Source organism: Microbacterium mitrae, assembly GCF_008017445.1.
GTDB classification, from domain to species: Bacteria; Actinomycetota; Actinomycetes; order Actinomycetales; family Microbacteriaceae; genus Microbacterium; species Microbacterium mitrae.
In genome coordinates this window covers 110284-128233 of record NZ_VRSW01000005.1, presented here as the reverse complement: position 1 = coordinate 128233, position 17950 = coordinate 110284, and the positions used below count along the sequence as shown (strand labels likewise).

The 17950-nt window shown below is 64.0% G+C and carries 17 protein-coding genes, 1 tRNA gene and 1 pseudogene; 12 read left to right on the top strand and 7 right to left on the bottom strand.

What is annotated here, in order from left to right; translation table 11 throughout:
- Positions 1-404: 404 nt before the first annotated feature.
- Both FVP60_RS12370 and FVP60_RS12365 read left to right on the top strand, forming a co-directional pair.
- Positions 405-860: a helix-turn-helix domain-containing protein gene (locus FVP60_RS12370; RefSeq protein WP_147826593.1), complete on the top strand. Its 456-nt coding sequence runs from the start codon at positions 405-407 to the stop codon at positions 858-860.
- 50 nt (positions 861-910) lie between these two features.
- Complete coding sequence (locus FVP60_RS12365; protein ID WP_147826592.1) at positions 911-1585, top strand: hypothetical protein; 675 nt, start codon at positions 911-913, stop codon at positions 1583-1585.
- A 316-nt stretch (positions 1586-1901) separates the two neighbouring features.
- Here FVP60_RS12365 and FVP60_RS12360 read toward each other — a convergent pair whose 3' ends face one another.
- The 5 genes from FVP60_RS12360 to FVP60_RS12340 form a co-directional block, all read right to left on the bottom strand.
- The gene (locus FVP60_RS12360; RefSeq protein ID WP_147826591.1) at positions 1902-2633 is read right to left on the bottom strand and encodes a M23 family metallopeptidase; all 732 of its coding nucleotides are present in this window, start codon (positions 2631-2633) and stop codon (positions 1902-1904) included.
- Positions 2633-2959: a TadE family type IV pilus minor pilin gene (locus FVP60_RS12355; RefSeq protein WP_246132606.1), complete on the bottom strand. Its 327-nt coding sequence runs from the start codon at positions 2957-2959 to the stop codon at positions 2633-2635. Before FVP60_RS12355 ends, FVP60_RS12360 begins: the two co-directional genes overlap by 1 nt.
- Positions 2960-3009: 50 nt before the next feature.
- Positions 3010-3165, bottom strand: a complete 156-nt coding sequence (locus FVP60_RS13265; RefSeq protein WP_246132612.1) for a DUF4244 domain-containing protein — start codon at positions 3163-3165, stop codon at positions 3010-3012.
- A 144-nt stretch (positions 3166-3309) separates the two neighbouring features.
- Positions 3310-4203 (bottom strand): type II secretion system F family protein, encoded by an 894-nt coding sequence (locus FVP60_RS12345; protein ID WP_147826589.1) that lies wholly within the window; start codon positions 4201-4203, stop codon positions 3310-3312.
- Positions 4193-5257 carry a TadA family conjugal transfer-associated ATPase gene (locus FVP60_RS12340; protein ID WP_147826588.1) on the bottom strand — a complete coding sequence of 355 codons (1065 nt, stop codon included), beginning with the start codon at positions 5255-5257 and terminating at the stop codon, positions 4193-4195. The genes FVP60_RS12345 and FVP60_RS12340 overlap by 11 nt, the downstream gene beginning before the upstream one ends.
- Before the next feature lie 422 nt (positions 5258-5679).
- On the opposite strand from FVP60_RS12340, the gene acs reads away from it, so the two are divergent.
- Complete coding sequence (gene acs / locus FVP60_RS12335; RefSeq protein WP_147826587.1) at positions 5680-7653, top strand: acetate--CoA ligase; 1974 nt, start codon at positions 5680-5682, stop codon at positions 7651-7653.
- A 58-nt stretch (positions 7654-7711) separates the two neighbouring features.
- Here the strand turns inward: acs and FVP60_RS12330 are convergent, their stop codons facing one another.
- The gene (locus FVP60_RS12330; RefSeq protein ID WP_147826586.1) at positions 7712-8179 is read right to left on the bottom strand and encodes a RidA family protein; all 468 of its coding nucleotides are present in this window, start codon (positions 8177-8179) and stop codon (positions 7712-7714) included.
- Positions 8180-8181: 2 nt separating this feature from the next.
- Complete coding sequence (sp36, locus tag FVP60_RS12325; protein WP_147826585.1) at positions 8182-8397, bottom strand: Sp36 family protein; 216 nt, start codon at positions 8395-8397, stop codon at positions 8182-8184.
- Between the two features lie 63 nt (positions 8398-8460).
- Between sp36 and FVP60_RS12320 the strand changes: the two genes are divergently transcribed.
- The 9 genes and pseudogenes from FVP60_RS12320 (at position 8461) to FVP60_RS12280 (ending at position 17904) form a co-directional block, all read left to right on the top strand.
- On the top strand, positions 8461-11205 hold the full coding sequence (locus FVP60_RS12320) for a transglycosylase domain-containing protein (protein WP_147826584.1): 2745 nt from the start codon (positions 8461-8463) through the stop codon (positions 11203-11205).
- Positions 11202-12128 (top strand): metallophosphoesterase, encoded by a 927-nt coding sequence (locus tag FVP60_RS12315; RefSeq protein ID WP_147826583.1) that lies wholly within the window; start codon positions 11202-11204, stop codon positions 12126-12128. Before FVP60_RS12320 ends, FVP60_RS12315 begins: the two co-directional genes overlap by 4 nt.
- 141 nt (positions 12129-12269) lie before the next feature.
- A tRNA-Pro gene (locus FVP60_RS12310) sits at positions 12270-12343 on the top strand.
- A gap of 291 nt (positions 12344-12634) precedes the next feature.
- Entirely contained in the window at positions 12635-13531 is an 897-nt protein-coding gene (locus tag FVP60_RS12305; protein WP_147826582.1) for an SIS domain-containing protein, read from the top strand.
- Positions 13528-14526 (top strand): ROK family protein, encoded by a 999-nt coding sequence (locus FVP60_RS12300; protein WP_246132605.1) that lies wholly within the window; start codon positions 13528-13530, stop codon positions 14524-14526. The genes FVP60_RS12305 and FVP60_RS12300 overlap by 4 nt, the downstream gene beginning before the upstream one ends.
- Positions 14523-15446: a 1-phosphofructokinase family hexose kinase gene (locus tag FVP60_RS12295; protein WP_147826581.1), complete on the top strand. Its 924-nt coding sequence runs from the start codon at positions 14523-14525 to the stop codon at positions 15444-15446. Before FVP60_RS12300 ends, FVP60_RS12295 begins: the two co-directional genes overlap by 4 nt.
- A gap of 2 nt (positions 15447-15448) precedes the next feature.
- A pseudogene (locus tag FVP60_RS12290) lies at positions 15449-16293 on the top strand (class II fructose-bisphosphate aldolase).
- Positions 16290-17069 (top strand): DeoR/GlpR family DNA-binding transcription regulator, encoded by a 780-nt coding sequence (locus FVP60_RS12285; protein WP_147826580.1) that lies wholly within the window; start codon positions 16290-16292, stop codon positions 17067-17069. Before FVP60_RS12290 ends, FVP60_RS12285 begins: the two are co-directional and overlap by 4 nt.
- A gap of 82 nt (positions 17070-17151) precedes the next feature.
- A complete protein-coding gene (locus tag FVP60_RS12280) occupies positions 17152-17904 on the top strand; it encodes an HAD-IIB family hydrolase (RefSeq protein ID WP_147826579.1) in 753 nt (250 codons plus the stop codon).
- Positions 17905-17950: the final 46 nt, after the last annotated feature.

Below are 17950 nucleotides of genomic sequence, written 5' to 3'. Positions count from 1 at the left end.
ACGAGCACGGGCAACCGCGACGACATCGTCACGGAACTCTTTCGGAAACGGTGCAGGCATGAAGACATCCTCTCCCAGAGGCGCTCGGCCTCAAAGGTTAGTTGTCACCGAAACCTGCGTCAGTCCCCTCCCGATCAGATGTGACCTACCCGCGCAGCAGATCCCGCCGAATCCCGTCACGCCCCCTCTCCGACTGCGCACAGATACGAGTTCGTCAAACTGCGCGAAGAATGTGTATCGAATAACAACGACGGCTACGGTGTTGCATTTGTAAGTGCAAACAGATAATTTCAGAAACAGCGAACGATTTCAGATGCAAAGAAAAGCAACGACAATACTGGCATTCATATAGCAACTATTTAGCAACCAACAAAGCAACCAATAAAGCAACCAAAAGAGTAGCCATGAACACGACGCTTCTTCCAGCGACCCATGCAAGCACTCAGAGACTCCTCCTCGATGAGCGAGTTCGGGAGGATGCCCGGGCAGTACATGCCTGCGCTCACGACCGTAAGCTCCGCGGGCTGAAAGTCGAACTCGACGATGGGTCGGAGTTCCCGCTCCCGGCCGAGTTGACCAAGGCACTTCTGTTTACGATCAACAGCTTGACTCAGGGCAACCTAACGCTTCAAGCAATGCCCGAGCAACTGACGACGTCAACAGCCGCTGGGATTCTCGGTATCTCACGCCCAACACTGATGAAACTCATCTCGTCAAACGAGCTACCCGCGGCGAAGGTCGGCAGTCATCATCGGTTGAATCTCCACGATGTGCTCGCGTTGCGTGACAAACGTGCCGCCGTTCGTAAGATTGCCTTCGACGAGTTGCGTGATCTTGAGGACAAACTCGACTTCGAGTGACACATCGGTGCACTTGCCAATTCATTCGCAGAGCGGTCTATCTCATTGATGTGCACCTGATTTTCCTCGATTCCAACATTCTTTACAGTCGCACGCTTCGCGACTGGGTATTGATGTTGAGTGCGGAAGGTAGTCGATTTGCCGCGGTGAGTTCATTGGACTGCATCATCGAGGCGATAGGCAATGTGCGCGAGAACCACCCTCATCTCGACGGTGGCACGATTAGGGACCTTCACCAGAAGTTCTACGAATCGCTTCACGATGTTCTGGACGAATATCCCGGCGGCGCGATCGACGATGTCACAGACAATAAGGACTGGCACGTCATCCACGCGGCAAAGTTCGGAGGGGTGGATATCTTGGTCACTCAGAACATCAAACATTTTGCACCCGTGGTCGACAAAGTGCCGTTCGATCTGTACACAGCCGATGAACTTCTGACAATGATTGCGGAAAACGACCCGCAAGCCGTTGAAGCCGTGACCATGAAGCAGATCACTTACTGGCAGCGGCGCAACGCTGACAAGACCGGCCCGCAGATGACTCTCTCAGACGCTCTCCGGTCCGCTCAAGCCCCCGAATTCGCGCGCATCATCGAGGGTGTCGTTCGAAAACTCAGTGGCGAACCGCATGTTCAGGAATTGAACCAACCTGAAGAGAATGGCGCGACATCGCCTGCCGAAGATGCGGACCCCATCGGAGAGGATGTTCCGGCACCAGCTTGATTGCGACTCACGCTCGCTTCGGCGCAATATTTGGTCACCCCAGTAGCGACCCAGGGTGTTTACTTGTCATCGACACCGTCAAATCTGACCCGCTCCGCGAGAGCGCTGAGGCTGTAAGGATTGAACCCTCAGCGACACAGCGAAACAGCGGGATTGCAACCGATTCCGCGACTGCCGGAGCCGCGGCGGTGTAGGGCTGACGGAAACATGATCGATTCCGTGAGGCATGCGCTCTTGACCGCCCCGGCGCAGCCGCATTGCCCCAGCTGCAGAGTTGGCTCACCGGGGCGCGCACATCTCGGCGGCGCACCCCGGGCTACCCCAGCACGGTCATCGGGTCGATGAAGGCGCCTCCGCGCTCGAGTGACACGTGAACGTGGCAGCCGAACGACTGACCAGTATCCCCCTCCAACGCGATCAACTGCCCCGTGATGACGGTGTCGCCGACGGCCACAAGCATGCCGTCATCGACGATGTGTGCATAACCGCTAACGAGTCCATCGCCGTGATCGATGCGCACCTGATTTCCATAACCACCCGACTGGGCCGCACTCACGACCACGCCAGAGCGAATCGCATAGATCGGCGCGCCACAGCCCGCCGAAAAGTCGACGCCCTGATGCACGGTCGAAGCGCACCCCGAATCATCACACTGCGCCTCACGAGGCCCAAACCCGGAGGTGATCTCGCCGTCGCTTGGTTTGCTCCACCCCGACTGCGCCCCACCTGAGCTAGTGGCCGGCACCCCAGCACGCGCGGCAGCCGACACGTCAAACCCGGCGAACACGGCGTACACCCGCACCGACACCGTGGTTCCGACCACTCCGCAATCGGCAACCGTCGCCCCATGCGCCGCCGCGACGTGTGCCGCCGCATCGCACGGCTCGCCAGAAGCAAACCCCGCCGCTGTGTCGGCCCCTGCGAGGGCAGCCGCGTCGGCTGCCGCGCTCATGCGCTGCGCCGTCACGGCCGCCCCACCCGCCGCTACCGCGCCAAACGCCAGCATGCCGACGACGGTCATGGTTCCGATACTCATCACGGCGCTCATCAGCGCCCTCCAGCGAGCGCGCATGATCGCGCACTGAGGGTGAGCGGAACCATGACCGTGACGGTTGCCGACGCGGTAACGCACACCAGGGTTTCATCGGCCACGATGTTCATCTGCGCTCCGGCGACCGCGGCGTCAATCGATGCTTCGGCACGCGCAATATCGTCATTTCGCGCGATGAGCCGTGCCGCATCGGCCGCGGCGTCCTGCAGCAAGATCTGTTGCCCCTGCGCCGAGATCAGCGCCGACATGAGAAACAGCACCAGCATGACCGCCGGGAGTGCGATCGCAAACTCTGCGGTCGCACTCCCCCGCTCTGATGTCAAGACCGAACGCACACTCCGAAACGCACGGTGCGGGCGCTTGGCACGAACCGCTACGGCACAGTCAGCGCGCGCTCGATTAGATCGGTGAGCACCTGCTTGATCTCGTCGGAGCGCATGATCGCAACCAGTAGCCCGGCAAAAGCAACCGCCGCCATCGTGGCAATGGCGTACTCCGCCGTCGCGGCGCCTGTTTGATCGTTCGCCACCGTGTGGGCGCGCCTCGTCCACGCCCGAACGCGGCCGCGCCAGGTGAGCGGACGGGCGGGTTTCGCCGTCGCGAAGTGCGGCGACGCAGTGATGTCTGTCATGACATTCCTTTCTGTTGTGGGCACGAAAACGGGCGGGCACGGTCATAGTGGCACCTCGGTGCTCGTGATCACGCTGAGCATCATCGGCGCAACACCCAGCAGGAAAAAGGCGGGGAGCGTGCACACGCCAAGCGGCAACAGCAGTCGGGTCGCCAGGCGCGCGGCACGGAGGCGCCCGGCAGCTCGCACCTGCCCCACCATCGCGGTCGCGCTGGCGCGCAGCAGGTCGACCGCGGGCACGCCCGCGATAACCGACAGGCGCAAGATCTGCTCAATCTCAGCCGAATCGTCGCCATTTCCGAGTTCGACGTCATCAACAAGCTGACGTGCTCGCGCGGGCGAGGAGCCTCCGGCCAAAGCGATCGCCATGAGTTCGGCGCGCAATCCAGGAACCACGGATACTGGGCTCGCGGCAGCGACAATACGGCGCGTCCACCATCGAGCAAGAATGATCAGGCCGACGCCGAGAACGAGACAACCGATTCCGATGGGATTGGTGGTGAGCACCGCGAGGGAATTGAATCCCAGCGCGACGCCCATGATGACCGAAACCGCCGGCAGCCACATCATCAGGCGCGCGGTGGCGGCAGGTTCGGCGAGCGCAATCCGTACGTCGTCGGACGCTGCTCGCGAGTCATTGGCGACTCCGACCATCGAGCGCAGCGCTGGTGACACCGGCGCGCCAACGGCGACCGCGATTCGCCACGCACAAGCCACCCAAACCCATGAGCCGCCTTCTGCCTCCACAGCATCGGCGACCGTGACCCCAGCCTGAATGCGAGTATGCACTCGACTCGCCCACACTCCGATGTGGTCGCCATCATTCGCCTCAGCGAGGTACCCAAACACGCGCTCGGGAATAGCGCCTGACTCCAATAAGACCGCGATTCGAAGCGTTATCGCCGCCACGTCGGCCGCATCACTCTCATGCCGCATGGTGCTCACTCGTTCTGCGTAGTGGTTCCGTCGCGACTGCCGCCGTCTGCGCGAATTTGGTGTTCGAGCTCTGGTCAAGATCGGTGCGAGTCACAGTCAGGTGACCGTCTTCCAGCACAAAAGACCCGATCGCGTCGACGCGCCGCGTTCCGTCGGAACCTCGCGACAGATGAACGACAAAGTCCATCGCGCTCACCACTTGGCGAGCAAGGGCGCCGGTTTCAAGCCCGGCGAGCGCCCCCAGCGCTTCAAGCCGGGTCGGAACGTCAGTCATGCTGTTCGCGTGGATGGTTCCGGCGCCGCCGTCATGTCCCGTGTTGAGAGCGCTCAGCAGCTCGCGAACCTCCGCCCCGCGACACTCTCCGACGACGAGCCGATCTGGCCGCATGCGGAGGGCCTCGCGAATGAGCTGCGCCAGCGAAACGGCGCCCGCGCCTTCGACGGTGGCCTGACGCGACTCCAACGCGACATGATGTGGATGCCGCAATCGCAACTCAGCCACATCTTCGATGGTCAGCACGCGCTCGGCTGGCGACGCTTCGCTGAGTAGCGCCGAGAGCAGGGTGGTTTTTCCGCTGCCACCCGCGCCCGAAATCAAGAAATTGGCTCGCGTGCGCACCGCCTCCCGTAGCCACAGCACCTGATCGGAAGTGAGCATCCCCGCCGACGCCAGTTCGTTCAGACTCTGCTGTGTCATGCGCGCGACGCGGATGGAGATGGTGGTTCCGTCGACGGCGATGGGGGCGAGAACCGCGTGCACGCGTACGCCGCCTTCCAACCGAACATCGACGCAGGGGTGCGCGTCGTCGATGTGTCGATCTCCCGCCGCCATCAGCGCGACCGCAAGATCACGCACTTCGCGTTCGGATGCTCCCCACGATTCATCGCGTTCGCTGCCACGACCACGGTCAACAAAGAGGCCGCGGGAACCATTGATAAAGAGGTCAGTAACGTCGGGGTCATCGAGATAGCGGGCGAGCGGTTGCAACACGCGCGCCCGCTGCTGCGGCGGCGCCGCGGAGCGCTCTGCTCGAATAACGAAGGCTTCAACCATGCCCTTGACGCTAGGCAAGCACCTCCGGCCGCACGACGCCACCCACGGTTCCGTGGAAAATATTCTCGCGAGTGCGCGCTGTGGAGGAAGCCGCCAGCAGCATCGGGAAATGAGACGAGCGGCGCTCCAACCGGGGGATGTGGAGCGCCGCCGCAGCAATGACCCCGGCTTGGGGGAACCGTGAGGGCCATTGCGATGCCAAAATCAGATCGTTCGGCTCTTCGACTATAGGGCCAACTGAACACTGGTCGTACCACCGAAGTCAGATATCGCCGTGTTGCGCGCAGATGCGCACGGTCAATAGCCGCTCACGCACCCTGATGACTAACTTTCGGCAGTAGTCATCCGCGGGCGCCACCGATAGGTTCACCCCATGCCGCGAAGAAGCGGCGTTCGTCATTTTCGCAAAGGAGCAAACGCGAATGAGCAGTCAGATCGATCACCTGTTGAACGAGACCCGCAAATTTGCACCATCGCCCGAGTTCGCCGACAACGCGATCGCCACTCAGGAGATGTACGCAGCGGCCAAGGCCGACCGGGAAGCGTTTTGGGCAGATCAGGCTCGTGAGCTGTTGACCTGGAGCACCCCGTTCACGCAGGTACTGGATTGGACCAACCCGCCGTTTGCAAAGTGGTTTGCCGATGGCAAGCTCAACGTCGCATACAACTGCCTTGACCGCCACGTCGAAGCCGGCAACGGCGACCGCGTTGCCTTGCTGTTCGAGGGCGAGCCTGGCGACTCCCGCGCCGTGACGTACGCAGAGCTCACCGATGAGGTTAAGCGCCTCGCCAATGTGCTGACCGACCTCGGCGTTGGCCAGGGCGACCGCGTTGCAATCTACCTCCCGATGATTCCCGAGGCCATCGCCTCGATGCTCGCCGTCGCGCGCCTCGGCGCGATTCACTCCGTGGTGTTCGGTGGCTTCTCGGCTGACAGCCTGCGCTCGCGCATTGACGACGCCGGCGCGAAGGTCGTCATCACCGCAGACGGCGGCTACCGCAAGGGCCGTGTCTCCCCCCTGAAGCCCGCGGTTGACCAGGCGCTCGCCGACCGTGGCAACGGAACCCAGGCAACCGTTGAGAAGGTGTTGGTCGTCAAGCGTGGTGGCAACGACGTGGAGTGGACAGCCGGCCGCGACGTGTGGTGGCACGACGTGGTTCCGTCCGCCTCCGGCGAGCACGAAGCCGAAGGTTTTGACGCGGAGAACCCGCTGTTCATCCTTTACACCTCCGGAACCACCGGCAACCCCAAGGGCATTCTGCATACCTCGGGCGGTTACCTCACCCAAGCAACATTCACCAACCGCACGGTTCACGACCTCCACCCCGAGACCGACGTGTACTGGTGCACCGCCGACATCGGCTGGATCACCGGCCACACCTATGTCACCTACGGCCCGCTCGCCAACGGCGCCACCCAGGTGCTGTACGAGGGCACACCAGACAGCCCGCACCCGGGCCGCTGGTGGGAGCTTGTCGAAAAGTACGGCGTCACCGTGCTCTACACGGCGCCGACCGCGATTCGTTCGTTCATGAAGCTGGGGCGTCAGGTGCCCGAGCAGTTCGACCTGTCGTCGCTGCGCCTGCTCGGCTCGGTGGGTGAGCCGATCAACCCCGAGGCATGGATGTGGTACCGCCACGTGATCGGCGGCGACACCGCACCCATCGTTGACACCTGGTGGCAGACCGAGACGGGCGCCATCATGATCTCCGCGCTCCCCGGCGTCACCGAAACCAAGCCTGGTTCCGCGCAGGTGGCACTTCCCGGCATCTCGATCGACGTTGTCGACGACAAGGGTGTCGATGTTGGCGACGGCAACGGTGGCCTGCTTGTCATCACGGAACCATGGCCCAGCATGTTGCGTGGAATTTGGGGAGACCCGGATCGCTTTGTGGAGACCTATTGGAAGATGTTCCAAGACAAGGGGTACTACTTCGCAGGCGACGGTGCGCGCCTTGACGACGACGGTGATGTCTGGTTACTCGGTCGCGTTGACGACGTGATGAATGTCTCTGGTCACCGCCTGTCGACCGCAGAGATCGAATCATCGCTGGTTGGCCACGAGGCCGTCGCCGAAGCCGCCGTTGTTGGCGCCTCTGATGAAACGACCGGCCAGGCGGTTGTCGCTTTCGTCATCATCAAGGAGAGCTACCTCAAGGCGCATCAGCCCGACGGCCTCGCACAGCTTTTGCGACTGTGGGTCGGCGAACAGATCGGCCCCATCGCGCGCCCGCGCGATATCTACATCGTGGGTGAGCTGCCTAAGACGCGCTCCGGCAAGATCATGCGCCGCCTGCTGCGCGACGTGGCCGAGGGCCGCGAAGTCGGCGACACGACAACGCTCGCCGACACGATGGTCATGAGCACGATCAAGGGACAGGTCACCGGCAAGTAGGTGCATAACCGAGAACGACCCGCGGAACCATGTGGTTTCGCGGGTCGTTTGCGTGCGCCTAGTTGGTGGTGAAGATGACTTCAACCTCAACCGGCGAGTCAAGCGGCAGCACCGGAACACCAACGGCGGAGCGCGCGTGGGTTCCGGCTTCGCCGAAGATCTCCCCAAGAACATCGCTTGCACCGTTGATCACGCCCGGCTGACCGGTGAACTCCGACACTGAGGCAACGAAACCCGTCAGCTTGAGCACGCCCGTCACGTTGTCAACGCCGCCGGCAACGGCAGCCGCGGCGGCAAGCGCGTTGAGCGCGCTCTGGCGCGCGTACGCCTTCGCGTCAGCTGCCGGAACCAGGCCGTGACCGTCGCCGACCTTGCCCGTTGCGGGGAGGGCGCCAGAAACCATCGGCAGCTGGCCAGACGTGTAGATCAGGTGGCCGTCGGCGATCGCCGGAATGTAGGCCGCGACGGGAGCCGCGACGGCGGGAAGCTCAATGCCGAGCTCGGCCAGGCGTTCAGAAATCGTCATGATCACTCCTCAAACTGCTTTGCCGCGGCAGCTGCCGACGCCAGACCCGCGTTTTGCGGCGCCTGCTCCGAAACCGGGCGCTTGAAGTAGGCCACGAGGCCGCCTTCGGGGCCGGTCACTACCTGCACAAGTTCCCAACCCTGCTTGCCCCAGTTGTTGAGGATCGCGGCGGTGTTGTGAATCAGTAGCGGCGTGGTGAAGTACTCCCAGGTCGTCATAGATCTCCCGACTCTCATTCACCCGTGGGCGGATCCCCAGGGTTGTCAATTACGATCTAGCCTATGCCTGGAAAGAATCGCACGTTTAAAGGCGTGCTCGGAGGAATCCTCGGGTTCACCGCTCTGAGCGCCCTCGCCGGTCTTTTGCTGACCGCAACGATCACTCCCGCGATCGCCCTGACGAGCACGGCAACGTCCAGTGCCATCTCCGTTTTTAACAACATCCCCGGGTTTCTCGCCATCGACAAGCTCATGCTGCCGACCGAGATCTACGCGACGAACAAGCAGACTGGCCAGCCACAGCTCATGGCGCAGTTCTGGGAGCAGAACCGCATTCCCGTGACCTACGACCAGGTATCGCCGTATATCGTCGATGCCCTGCTTTCTTCTGAAGACCCGCGCTACTTCGAGCATGGCGGCATCGACATGATCGGTACCGCCCGTGCGCTCCTCTCCAACGCGTCGAGCAGCGGCGAAACGCAGGGTGGTTCCTCCATCACCCAGCAGTACGTCAAGAACGTTCTCATTCAACGCTGTGAGGCCGAGAAGGAGACGCAGGAGGAGAAGGACGCGTGCTGGACTGAAGCCACCAACGCCGAGGGCGCTGAGGGCTACAAGCGTAAGGTGCAGGAGCTGCGCTACGCGATCGCCCTTGAGCAGCGCTTCTCGAAAGAGGAAATTCTGCTCGGCTACCTCAACATCGCCAACTTCGGCGGCGTGACCTACGGCATTGAGGCCGCAGCGCAGCGCTACTTCGGAGTCTCCGCCGCAAACGTGACGATCGACCAGGCAGCGATCCTCGCGGGTATGGTGCAGAACCCGAACTCGTTCCGCATCGACCACCCTGAGTGGGAGCTGAACGGTGATGCGACCAACTACGCCGAAACCAAAGATCGCCGCGACTACGTGCTGTGGCGACTTTACGAAGACAAGAAGATCACGAAGGCTGACTACGACGCTGCGCTCGCGTTGCCGATCGCGCCGAACATTCAGCCGCAGAACTCGGGCTGCGTGACGGCCGTTGACGCCGAATACTTCTGCCAGATGATCAAGATCAAGGTTCTCAACGACCCCGCATTCGGCGACACCGCCGAAGCGCGCAAGTTGATGCTTGACCGCGGTGGTCTCAAGATCTACACCACGATGGACTGGGATCTGCAGTGGAACAACATGCGCACGATGCAGTCCACCGCTCCCCCGACCGTTGACGGCATCGGCGACTTTGGTGCGGCCATCGTCAACGTCGAGGTCGGCACCGGCCGCGTGCTCTCCATGGTGCAAAACACCCACTTCAGCGAGTCATCGGCCGATGCGGAGACGCCCGGCTACACCAGCCTCGTTTATGGCGCCGACCAGCGCTATGGCTACGGAACCGGTATCGGCTTCCCCGCCGGATCGACGTTCAAGGTGTTCACCGTCTTGGAGTGGCTGAAAGAAGGCCACTCCATCCGCGAGGTACTCAACGGTAAGAACCGTAAGGCCTGGACGGTTGGGTGCGAAGGCGCCAAGTCGAAGTTTGACCCGCAGAAAATGGTTGGCAACTACGGTGGCGCACCGGGTTACACCGGCGATGTCGTGCGGTTCACCCGTGACTCGCTGAACTCTGGCTTCTTCGCGATGGCAGAAAAACTGGATATGTGTGGCATCGCCAACACCGCCATGGACCTCGGCGTCTACAACGGCAACTATTGGACTGGCACCGAGAAGACCACAGAAGACACCGAAACCACGCCGGCGGGCACCGAATACCGCGTCTTCCTGAAGGCCGACGGCACTCCGAACTATGTTTTGGACGAGAACGGCGAACGCATCATCGACGAGTCGGGTTTCGCGCTCACTGAGCCCGATGCCCTGACGCCGATCGACATGACCACCGGCCCGTTCTCGGTGCTCGGCTCCCACAACGTTGCCCCCCTCGCGATGGCAAACGCCTACGCGACGATCGCTGCCGGCGGCAAGTACTGCGAGCCGCGCTTCATCGACCGCGTTACCGACGCAGACGGAACCGATCGCCCCGACCTGGTTCCGGTCACCACCTGCAACGACAAGGCGCTTGACTCTGGAGTTGCATCGACGGCGATCGTGCCGCTCAGCGCCGTCATGAACGATGGCAACGGAACCGGCCGCCAGGCGAACAACTGGGACGGCGTTCCGGTGTTCGGTAAGACGGGTACGCACGAAGAGTTCCAGACGTGGATGGTGCAGTCCAGCAGCCGGGTTGCGACCGCGGCGTGGGTTGGCAACACCGAAGGTGACAGCGACATGACCGGCATCTGGTTGGAAGCCGGTAAGCTCACCGACCTGCGTTACAAGCTCTCGCGTGAATCGCAGGGTGTCGCCAACGCCGTGTACGGCGGAACGGCCTTCCCCGAGCCCGACCCGAACCTCTCGCGTCAGGTCTACAAGGATCTCCCCAACGTCGTTGGCATGAGCATCGCCGATGCCGAACGCACCCTCCAAGACGCTGGCTTCAGCGTCACGGTTGGTCCGGAGATTCCCGGCAGCCAGCCCGCGGGCATGATCGAGTCTCAAGACCCGGGTGCTGGTTCCGTCGTCGCCGGATCTACGGTCACCATCTCGCCAAGCAATGGCCAGGGTGGTGCGGTGCCCGATGTCATGGGCATGTCGCTGAAGGATGCGAAAACCGCGCTGATCAACGAAGGCTTCACCCTCATCCAGGAGTCGTGTAGCGAGAAGGCCGATGCCCCCAAGGAAGGCGTCATCACTGCGCAGTCTCCGGGTGGCGGAACCGTCACGCCGAAGACATCGCCGGTGACCATCAGCTACGACCGAGATAAGTGCAAGTGAGTTCAGCACGACACACCGCACGCCGTTTGGTTACTGCGGCCGGCATCGCCGGTGCCGCCGCAGCAACCTGGGGCTTTGGTATTGAGCGGCACCTTTACACGCTGCGCCAGCACACCGTAGCGATCCTGCCGCCGCGCACTGATCCGATCCGCATTCTGCACCTGTCTGACGTGCACATGGCGCCGTGGCAGGGGCGCAAGCAGGCGTGGCTGGCGTCGCTCGCATCGCTTCGGCCCGACCTCGTCATCAACACCGGCGACAACCTCGGTCATGAAGATGCGCTGCGCGGTATCAAAGCCGCATTCGCGGGCCTCGCGGGCGTTCCCGGGCTCTACGTGCATGGTTCCAATGACCTCGTCGCTCCCCGCCCGCGCAACTGGCTGCGCTACTTCGCCGGGCCGAGCGAGCCGTCGGGCGGCTCGGTAGAGCTACTCGACACCGGCGCGCTCGATGAGTACTTCACCGAGGTGCTGGGCTGGCGCCCGCTCAACAACGCAGCCACGACCCTTGAGGTTCGCGGTCACCGGGTTGGCGCGTACGGAGTCGATGACCCGCACGTCGGCCGCGACCGCATGGACATGGTTCCGGAACTTGCGGCGAGCGTCGCCGACGCCGACCTGAAACTCGGCGTCGCTCATGCCCCCTACCGCCGCGTGCTCGACGGGCTGATGGCCGGCGGTGCCGACGCACTGTTTGCCGGTCACACCCACGGCGGCCAGGTGCGCGTGCCCGGCTTCGGTGCGCTGGTTGCCAACTGCGACATTCCGCTACACCAGGCGCGAGGCCTCTCCACGTGGCACGACAACAGCCGCGCCATCCCGCTCAATGTGAGCGCCGGTGTTGGGCACTCGATCTACGCCCCGGTGCGCTTCGCCTGCCGCCCAGAAGCGTCACTCATCACCCTGGTTCCGCGTTCCGCCTAAGCCGCGGGCGCCGGAACCATGAGAGGCGCGGCAGAAACTTGCGCGCCGGTTTTCACCCGGTTCCGCCTAGTTTTTCGTGAGCCAGCCGCTCCGCGTGGTCAAAGGTCAGCGCGAACATGGGCTAGACTAGAACAGTTGTCACGGGGTATGGCGCAGCTTGGTAGCGCGCTTCGTTCGGGACGAAGAGGCCGCAGGTTCAAATCCTGTTACCCCGACAATAGTCAAAGGGCCGGATCGAAAGATCCGGCCCTTTGTCGTTCCCGCACCCGGCCTGGTTCCACCCCCACACCCGGCCTGGTTCCACCCGCACCTCCCACCCTTTTTCGGCGAGACACACTCTGGTCGGCGAAACACCGCCGCGCCGCATGTGTCTCGCCGACCAGAATGTGTTTCGCGCGTGAGGTGCGCGCAAGCCGGGCGAGATGGTGCGCGATTGTGGTGTTTTATGATTGAATAAGCGCATTAACGATCAAAAATCATCACAGTGATCTTCAAGGGAGTCGACGATGACCGAACCGCTTGCTGGCGCACACATGCGCGCTGAGCTCAACTCTCAGCCCGACACCTGGGCTCAGGCCGAGGCGCTGCGTGATACTCAGGCGCTCCTTCCGGCTGCCGGCGCTCGCGTCGCCGTTGTCGGCTGCGGAACCTCGTGGTTCATGGCGCAGTCGTACGCCACCCTCCGAGAGCGTGCGGGGCACGGCGAGACGGACGCATTTGCTGCGTCGGAGGCCTTCGTTGACCGCGGTTACGACGCCATCGTGGCGTTGACGCGCTCCGGAACCACGACCGAGGTGCTGGAACTCGTGGAGCGAGTGAAGGGCAAGGTGCGCACGATCGGCGTGATCGGTGACCCCACCTCTCCCCTGGTCTCCTTGGTCGATGATGCAGCGCTTCTCCCCTTCGCTGATGAGCAGTCGGTCGTGCAGACGCGCTTCGCAACCACCGCCCTCGCGCTGTTTCGCGCTTCGCTCGGTGAAGACCTGACCGGCGCGATCAACGACGCTGCCGCCGTTCTGGCTGGCACAGACGACGACGCCCTGCGTGATGCCGAGCAGTACACCTTCCTTGGTCGCGGTTGGGCGATCGGCCTGGCACACGAGGCCGCACTCAAGATGCGCGAGTCATCCCAGTCATGGACCGAGTCGTACCCGTCGATGGAGTACCGCCACGGCCCGATGGCGATTGCCGCACCGGGCCGCGTGGTCTGGCAGTTTGGCGAGGCGCCAACCGGGCTCTCCACCGAAGTGGGCCGCACCGGCGCCCGCTTTGTGCAGCACCCGATTGACCCGATGGCCGACCTCGTGCGCCTGCACCGCGTCGCCCTCGACCGTGCCGTGGTGCGCGGACTCGACCCGGATCAACCACGCAACCTCAGCCGTTCCGTCATCCTGGATGCATGAATGGTATGAACCGTCACGATCCTGCGGCTGGTTCCGCGCCGCCTTTTGAGCCTTCCGGCGCGGAACCATCGCGCGTTGCCGCCATCGGCCCCGGCGCGCCCGTACTCGCCTTTGACGTCGGCGGCACCGATATCAAATCCGCCCTATTTACCGCCGAGGGCACTGCACTGGGGTTGCGGCGCACACCCACGCCGGTGGTCGCGGGCGACCGCACGGCGGCCGTGATCGATGCGCTCGAGGCGCTTGCCGATAACCTCCGCGCGACCTACGCAGACGTGGTTCCGCAGTCGGTCGGCCTCGTTGTTCCCGGCATCGTTGACGCGACCGCGGGCGTCGGCGTTATCGCCACCAACATGGGTTGGCGAAACGCGCCGCTGCGCGATCTCGCCGCCGCGCGACTCGGGCTGCCCGTCGCGTTTGAACATGATGTCAGCGCCGCAAGCTGGGCAGAACGCATGCTGGGCGGCGCGCGTGGATATGATGACGCCGTCGTGCTCGTCATCGGAACCGGCATCGCTGGCGCGCTTCTGATCGGCGGGGTGCCCTACACAGCCGCCGGCTACGCCGGCGAGATCGGCCACTCACCCATCGCCGACGGGCCGCTGTGCGTGTGTGGCGCCCGCGGCTGCCTGGAGGCGGTTGCCTCCGCCGGAGCCATCGCGCGTCGCTACTTCGAGGCGACGGGTATCGAGCCGCAGGGCGCCAAAGACGTCATCGCCCGCGCCATGACTGGCGATGCGGCCGCCGCGGAGATCTGGAACTCAGCGCTTGACGCACTCACTCTGTCGCTGGCGCAGCTCACTGCGGTTTTCGCACCGCAGGCGATCGTGATTGGCGGCGGGCTCTCCCGCGCTGGCGGAGCGCTGTTCGACGAGCTTCGCACTCGCCTGCGTGAGCGGCTGAGTTTTCACCGTATCCCCAAGCTGGTCGCGGCCGAGCTGTCGGGCAACGCCGGGCTCCTCGGTGCCGCGCTACGCGGGCGTGAGCTCGCATGATCGTCACCGTCACGCCCAACCCGGCACTTGATCTCACCTGGCACGTCGACCGGCTCGAGACCGGTGAAACCCATCGCGCCGACGCCGGAGTCTCCCGCGCCGGCGGCAAGGGCCTCAACGTGGCGCGCGTCGCCGCAGCGCACGCGCCAGTTTTGGCCCTGACGACGGCGGGCGGAACCACGGGCGCAGAGTTCGCCGCAGACCTCGCGGCCAGCGGCGTGCCGCACCGCCTGGTTCCGGTGCTCGCACCCACACGCCGCAGCATCGCCATCGTTGATCGTGCTGCGGGCGACACCACGATCATCAACGAGCGCGGCAGCAACCCCAGCGACACGGAGTGGGGCGCGCTTATTGCCGAGGTCGTCGAAGCTATGCCGGGTGCGAGCGTGCTCGTGGTTTCGGGAAGCTTGCCGCCGGGCGCGCCGCCTTCCCTGCTGCCGGTTCTTATCACGATCGGCCGAGATGCTGGCGTTCCGGTGATTGTCGACACCTCTGGCGCCGCGCTCCTGGTGGCGGCTGAAGCCAGTGCGACCGTGCTCAAGCCCAACGCCGCCGAACTCGCCGACGCGACCGGCCTCACAGACCCGCTGGAGGGGGCACGCGCCCTCATCGCGCGCGGCGTCGAGCTGGTGCTGCTTTCACTTGGCGCCGATGGCATGCTCGCCGTGACCGCCACCGAGGCGCACCACGCCAGCCTCGACTCGGCACTTTCGGGCAATCCGACGGGCGCCGGCGACTCCGCCGTGGCCGCGTGCGCTGTGCTCTACGAAGCCGGCGAGCGCGATATCGAGCAGGTACTGCGCCGTGCGACCTCGTGGTCTGCGGCCGCTGTCTTGATGCCGTTGGCTGGCGATATCCACGAGTCGTGGCCGGAGCTGGAAAGCCGACTCACCATTTCACCGTATCCCCGAGAGGACTAGTCATGACCCTCGTGACCGCCCGTGAACTCGTCGCCGCAGCCGCAACCGCAGGCACCGGCGTTGGCGCGTTCAACGTCATCCACCTGGAAACCGCCGAAGCTCTTGTGCGCGCATCTGCCCAGGCCCAGCTGCCGGTGATTCTGCAAATCTCGCAGACTGCGCCGACTACCACGGCGGCCTCGAACCCATCGCGTTGGCAACGCTCGCGATCGCTCGTCGGGCGCAAACGCCGGTGGCGGTGCACCTCGACCACGCCGAGCGCCCGGAACTCGTAGGCGAGGCTGTTGCGCTCGGCTTCGGCTCCGTCATGTTTGACGGCGGCGCCCTCCCCTACGAAGAAAACGTCGCCATCACGGCCGCTGTCACCCAGAATGCGCATGCCGCTGGCGTTTATGTTGAGGGCGAGTTGGGCGAGGTCGGTGGCAAAGACGGCGCCCACGCGCCCGGCGTTCGCACCGACCCGGATGAGGCCCGAGCGTTTGTCGAGGCAACTGGGGTCGACGCCCTGGCTGTTGCCGTTGGCTCCTCGCACGCCATGACCGACCGCACTGCGTCGCTTGATCTTGACCTGATCGCACGCCTGCACAACGCTCTCGATGTTCCGCTCGTGCTGCACGGCTCGTCGGGGGTGGCCGATGACGTTATCGCCGCGGCGGTGCGCGCCGGAATGACGAAGATCAACGTCTCCACTCACCTCAATGGCTTCTTCACGCGGGCGGTGCGCGAGAAGCTGGCAGCCGACCCTCATCTCGTCGACTCTCGAAAGTACCTGGCGCCCGCGCGCGATGCCCTCGCAGACGAAGCGGCGCGCATGCTCCGGCTGTTCGCCCTAGACTCGCAATCGTGAAGCGGGCCGCACGACTCAACACGATTCTTGACCTTCTCGCCGCGTTCGGTGAGGTCACGGTCGATGACCTCGTCGAACGATTCGAAACGTCGCCCGCGACGATCCGGCGTGATCTCGACTCGCTCGCCGAGCAGCGCCTCCTCACCCGCACGCATGGTGGCGCCGTGGCGCAGACCGTCGCGTACGAGCTGCCCATCCGCTACAAAAGCCACCTGCGTACGCACGCCAAGGAGCGCATTGCCGCGGCTGCCGCAGCACGCGTGCTGCCGGGTTCCGTCGTCGGCTTGTCGGGCGGAACCACGACAACAGCGATTGCCGCGGCTCTCGCTGCGCGCGAAGACCTTGCCGAGCGTGGCGGCATCACCGTCGTCACCAATGCCGTGAACATTGCCGCGCAGCTGGCGACGCGCCCCGACATCAAGGTTGTGGTGACCGGAGGGGTGATTCATTCGCGTAGCTACGAGCTGGTCGGCCCGTTTGTCGAGCAACTGTTGCGCGGCGTGCACCTCGATCTGGCCTTCATCGGCGTTAACGGCATCGACGCCGCGGCCGGAGCCACCACGCAAGACGAGCGCGAAGCCGCCGTCAACCGCATCATGGCCGAACAAGCCAGTCGCGCCTTTGTCGTCACCGACAGCACCAAGCTGGGATCAACCGCATTCGCGCACGTCGGCGGCGCAGAACTGTTCGCGGGCGTCCTCACCGACGCTGACGCCGATGACGGCGTCGTTGCAGCACTGCGTGGCGCGGGCTACGACGTCTTCATCGCCGAATGAGCGAACCTCGTCGCGGGTGACGGCAACCCTCCAGGTGCCGCCGCTAAGATGGAGCGGTTCTGCCCCCTGACCCGGAAGAGTTATGACGACGCCACTGCTGGTCGCCTTTGACCTCGACGACACCCTTGCCCCTTCGAAGACCGCGATTGACGCGCGCATGGGTGCGCTGCTCGCAGCCCTCAGCCAGCGCGTTGAGGTGGCCATTATTTCGGGTGGCCAGTGGGAGCAATTCAACAGCCAGCTCGTCGCCAACCTGCCGGCCGACACCAACCTCACGCGCATTCACCTGCTGCCCACGTGCGGCACACAGTACTGGCGCCACGATGGTTCCACCTTCGCGCCGCTGTACGCAGAAAACCTCACCGAGCAGCAAAAGGCTGACGCCCTGCGCATTGTGGAGGCCGAGGCTCGCGAGCTGGATCTGTGGGAGGCGGAACCATGGGGCAACATTCTCGAAGATCGCGGCTCGCAAATCACCTTCTCGGCCCTCGGCCAGCAGGCGCCGCTTGACGCGAAGAAGGCGTGGGACCCGGACGGAACCAAGAAGGCTACGCTGCGCGATGCCGTCGCCGTGCACCTGCCCGAGCTTGAGGTGCGCTCCGGCGGTTCCACCTCAATCGACATCACCCGTAAGGGCATCGACAAGGCCTACGGCATGAACAAGCTGGCTGCTGCCACCGGCATTGCCCTGGCCGACATGCTGTTCTACGGCGATCGACTCGATGAGGGTGGCAACGATCGCCCCGTGCTCGACATGGGCGTCGCCTGCGTGAGCGTTGAAGGCCCGGCGCACACCGCCGACTTCCTTGACGCGCTCATTCCCGAGCTTTCCTAACGCATACGGCAATGGCGGCCAGGATCACTCCTGGCCGCCATTGCCG

Coding starts and splice junctions, on each gene's coding strand:
- FVP60_RS12295 (WP_147826581.1), top strand. CDS start 14,523: ATGATCGTCACCGTCACGCCCAACCCGGCACTTGATCTCACCTGGCAC.
- FVP60_RS12370 (WP_147826593.1), top strand. CDS start 405: ATGAACACGACGCTTCTTCCAGCGACCCATGCAAGCACTCAGAGACTC.
- FVP60_RS12330 (WP_147826586.1), bottom strand. CDS start 8,179: ATGACGATTTCTGAACGCCTGGCCGAGCTCGGCATTGAGCTTCCCGCC.
- FVP60_RS12305 (WP_147826582.1), top strand. CDS start 12,635: ATGACCGAACCGCTTGCTGGCGCACACATGCGCGCTGAGCTCAACTCT.
- FVP60_RS12320 (WP_147826584.1), top strand. CDS start 8,461: ATGCCTGGAAAGAATCGCACGTTTAAAGGCGTGCTCGGAGGAATCCTC.
- acs (WP_147826587.1), top strand. CDS start 5,680: ATGAGCAGTCAGATCGATCACCTGTTGAACGAGACCCGCAAATTTGCA.
- FVP60_RS12340 (WP_147826588.1), bottom strand. CDS start 5,257: ATGGTTGAAGCCTTCGTTATTCGAGCAGAGCGCTCCGCGGCGCCGCCG.
- sp36 (WP_147826585.1), bottom strand. CDS start 8,397: ATGACGACCTGGGAGTACTTCACCACGCCGCTACTGATTCACAACACC.
- FVP60_RS12300 (WP_246132605.1), top strand. CDS start 13,528: ATGAATGGTATGAACCGTCACGATCCTGCGGCTGGTTCCGCGCCGCCT.
- FVP60_RS12360 (WP_147826591.1), bottom strand. CDS start 2,633: ATGAGCGCCGTGATGAGTATCGGAACCATGACCGTCGTCGGCATGCTG.
- FVP60_RS12345 (WP_147826589.1), bottom strand. CDS start 4,203: ATGCGGCATGAGAGTGATGCGGCCGACGTGGCGGCGATAACGCTTCGA.
- FVP60_RS12280 (WP_147826579.1), top strand. CDS start 17,152: ATGACGACGCCACTGCTGGTCGCCTTTGACCTCGACGACACCCTTGCC.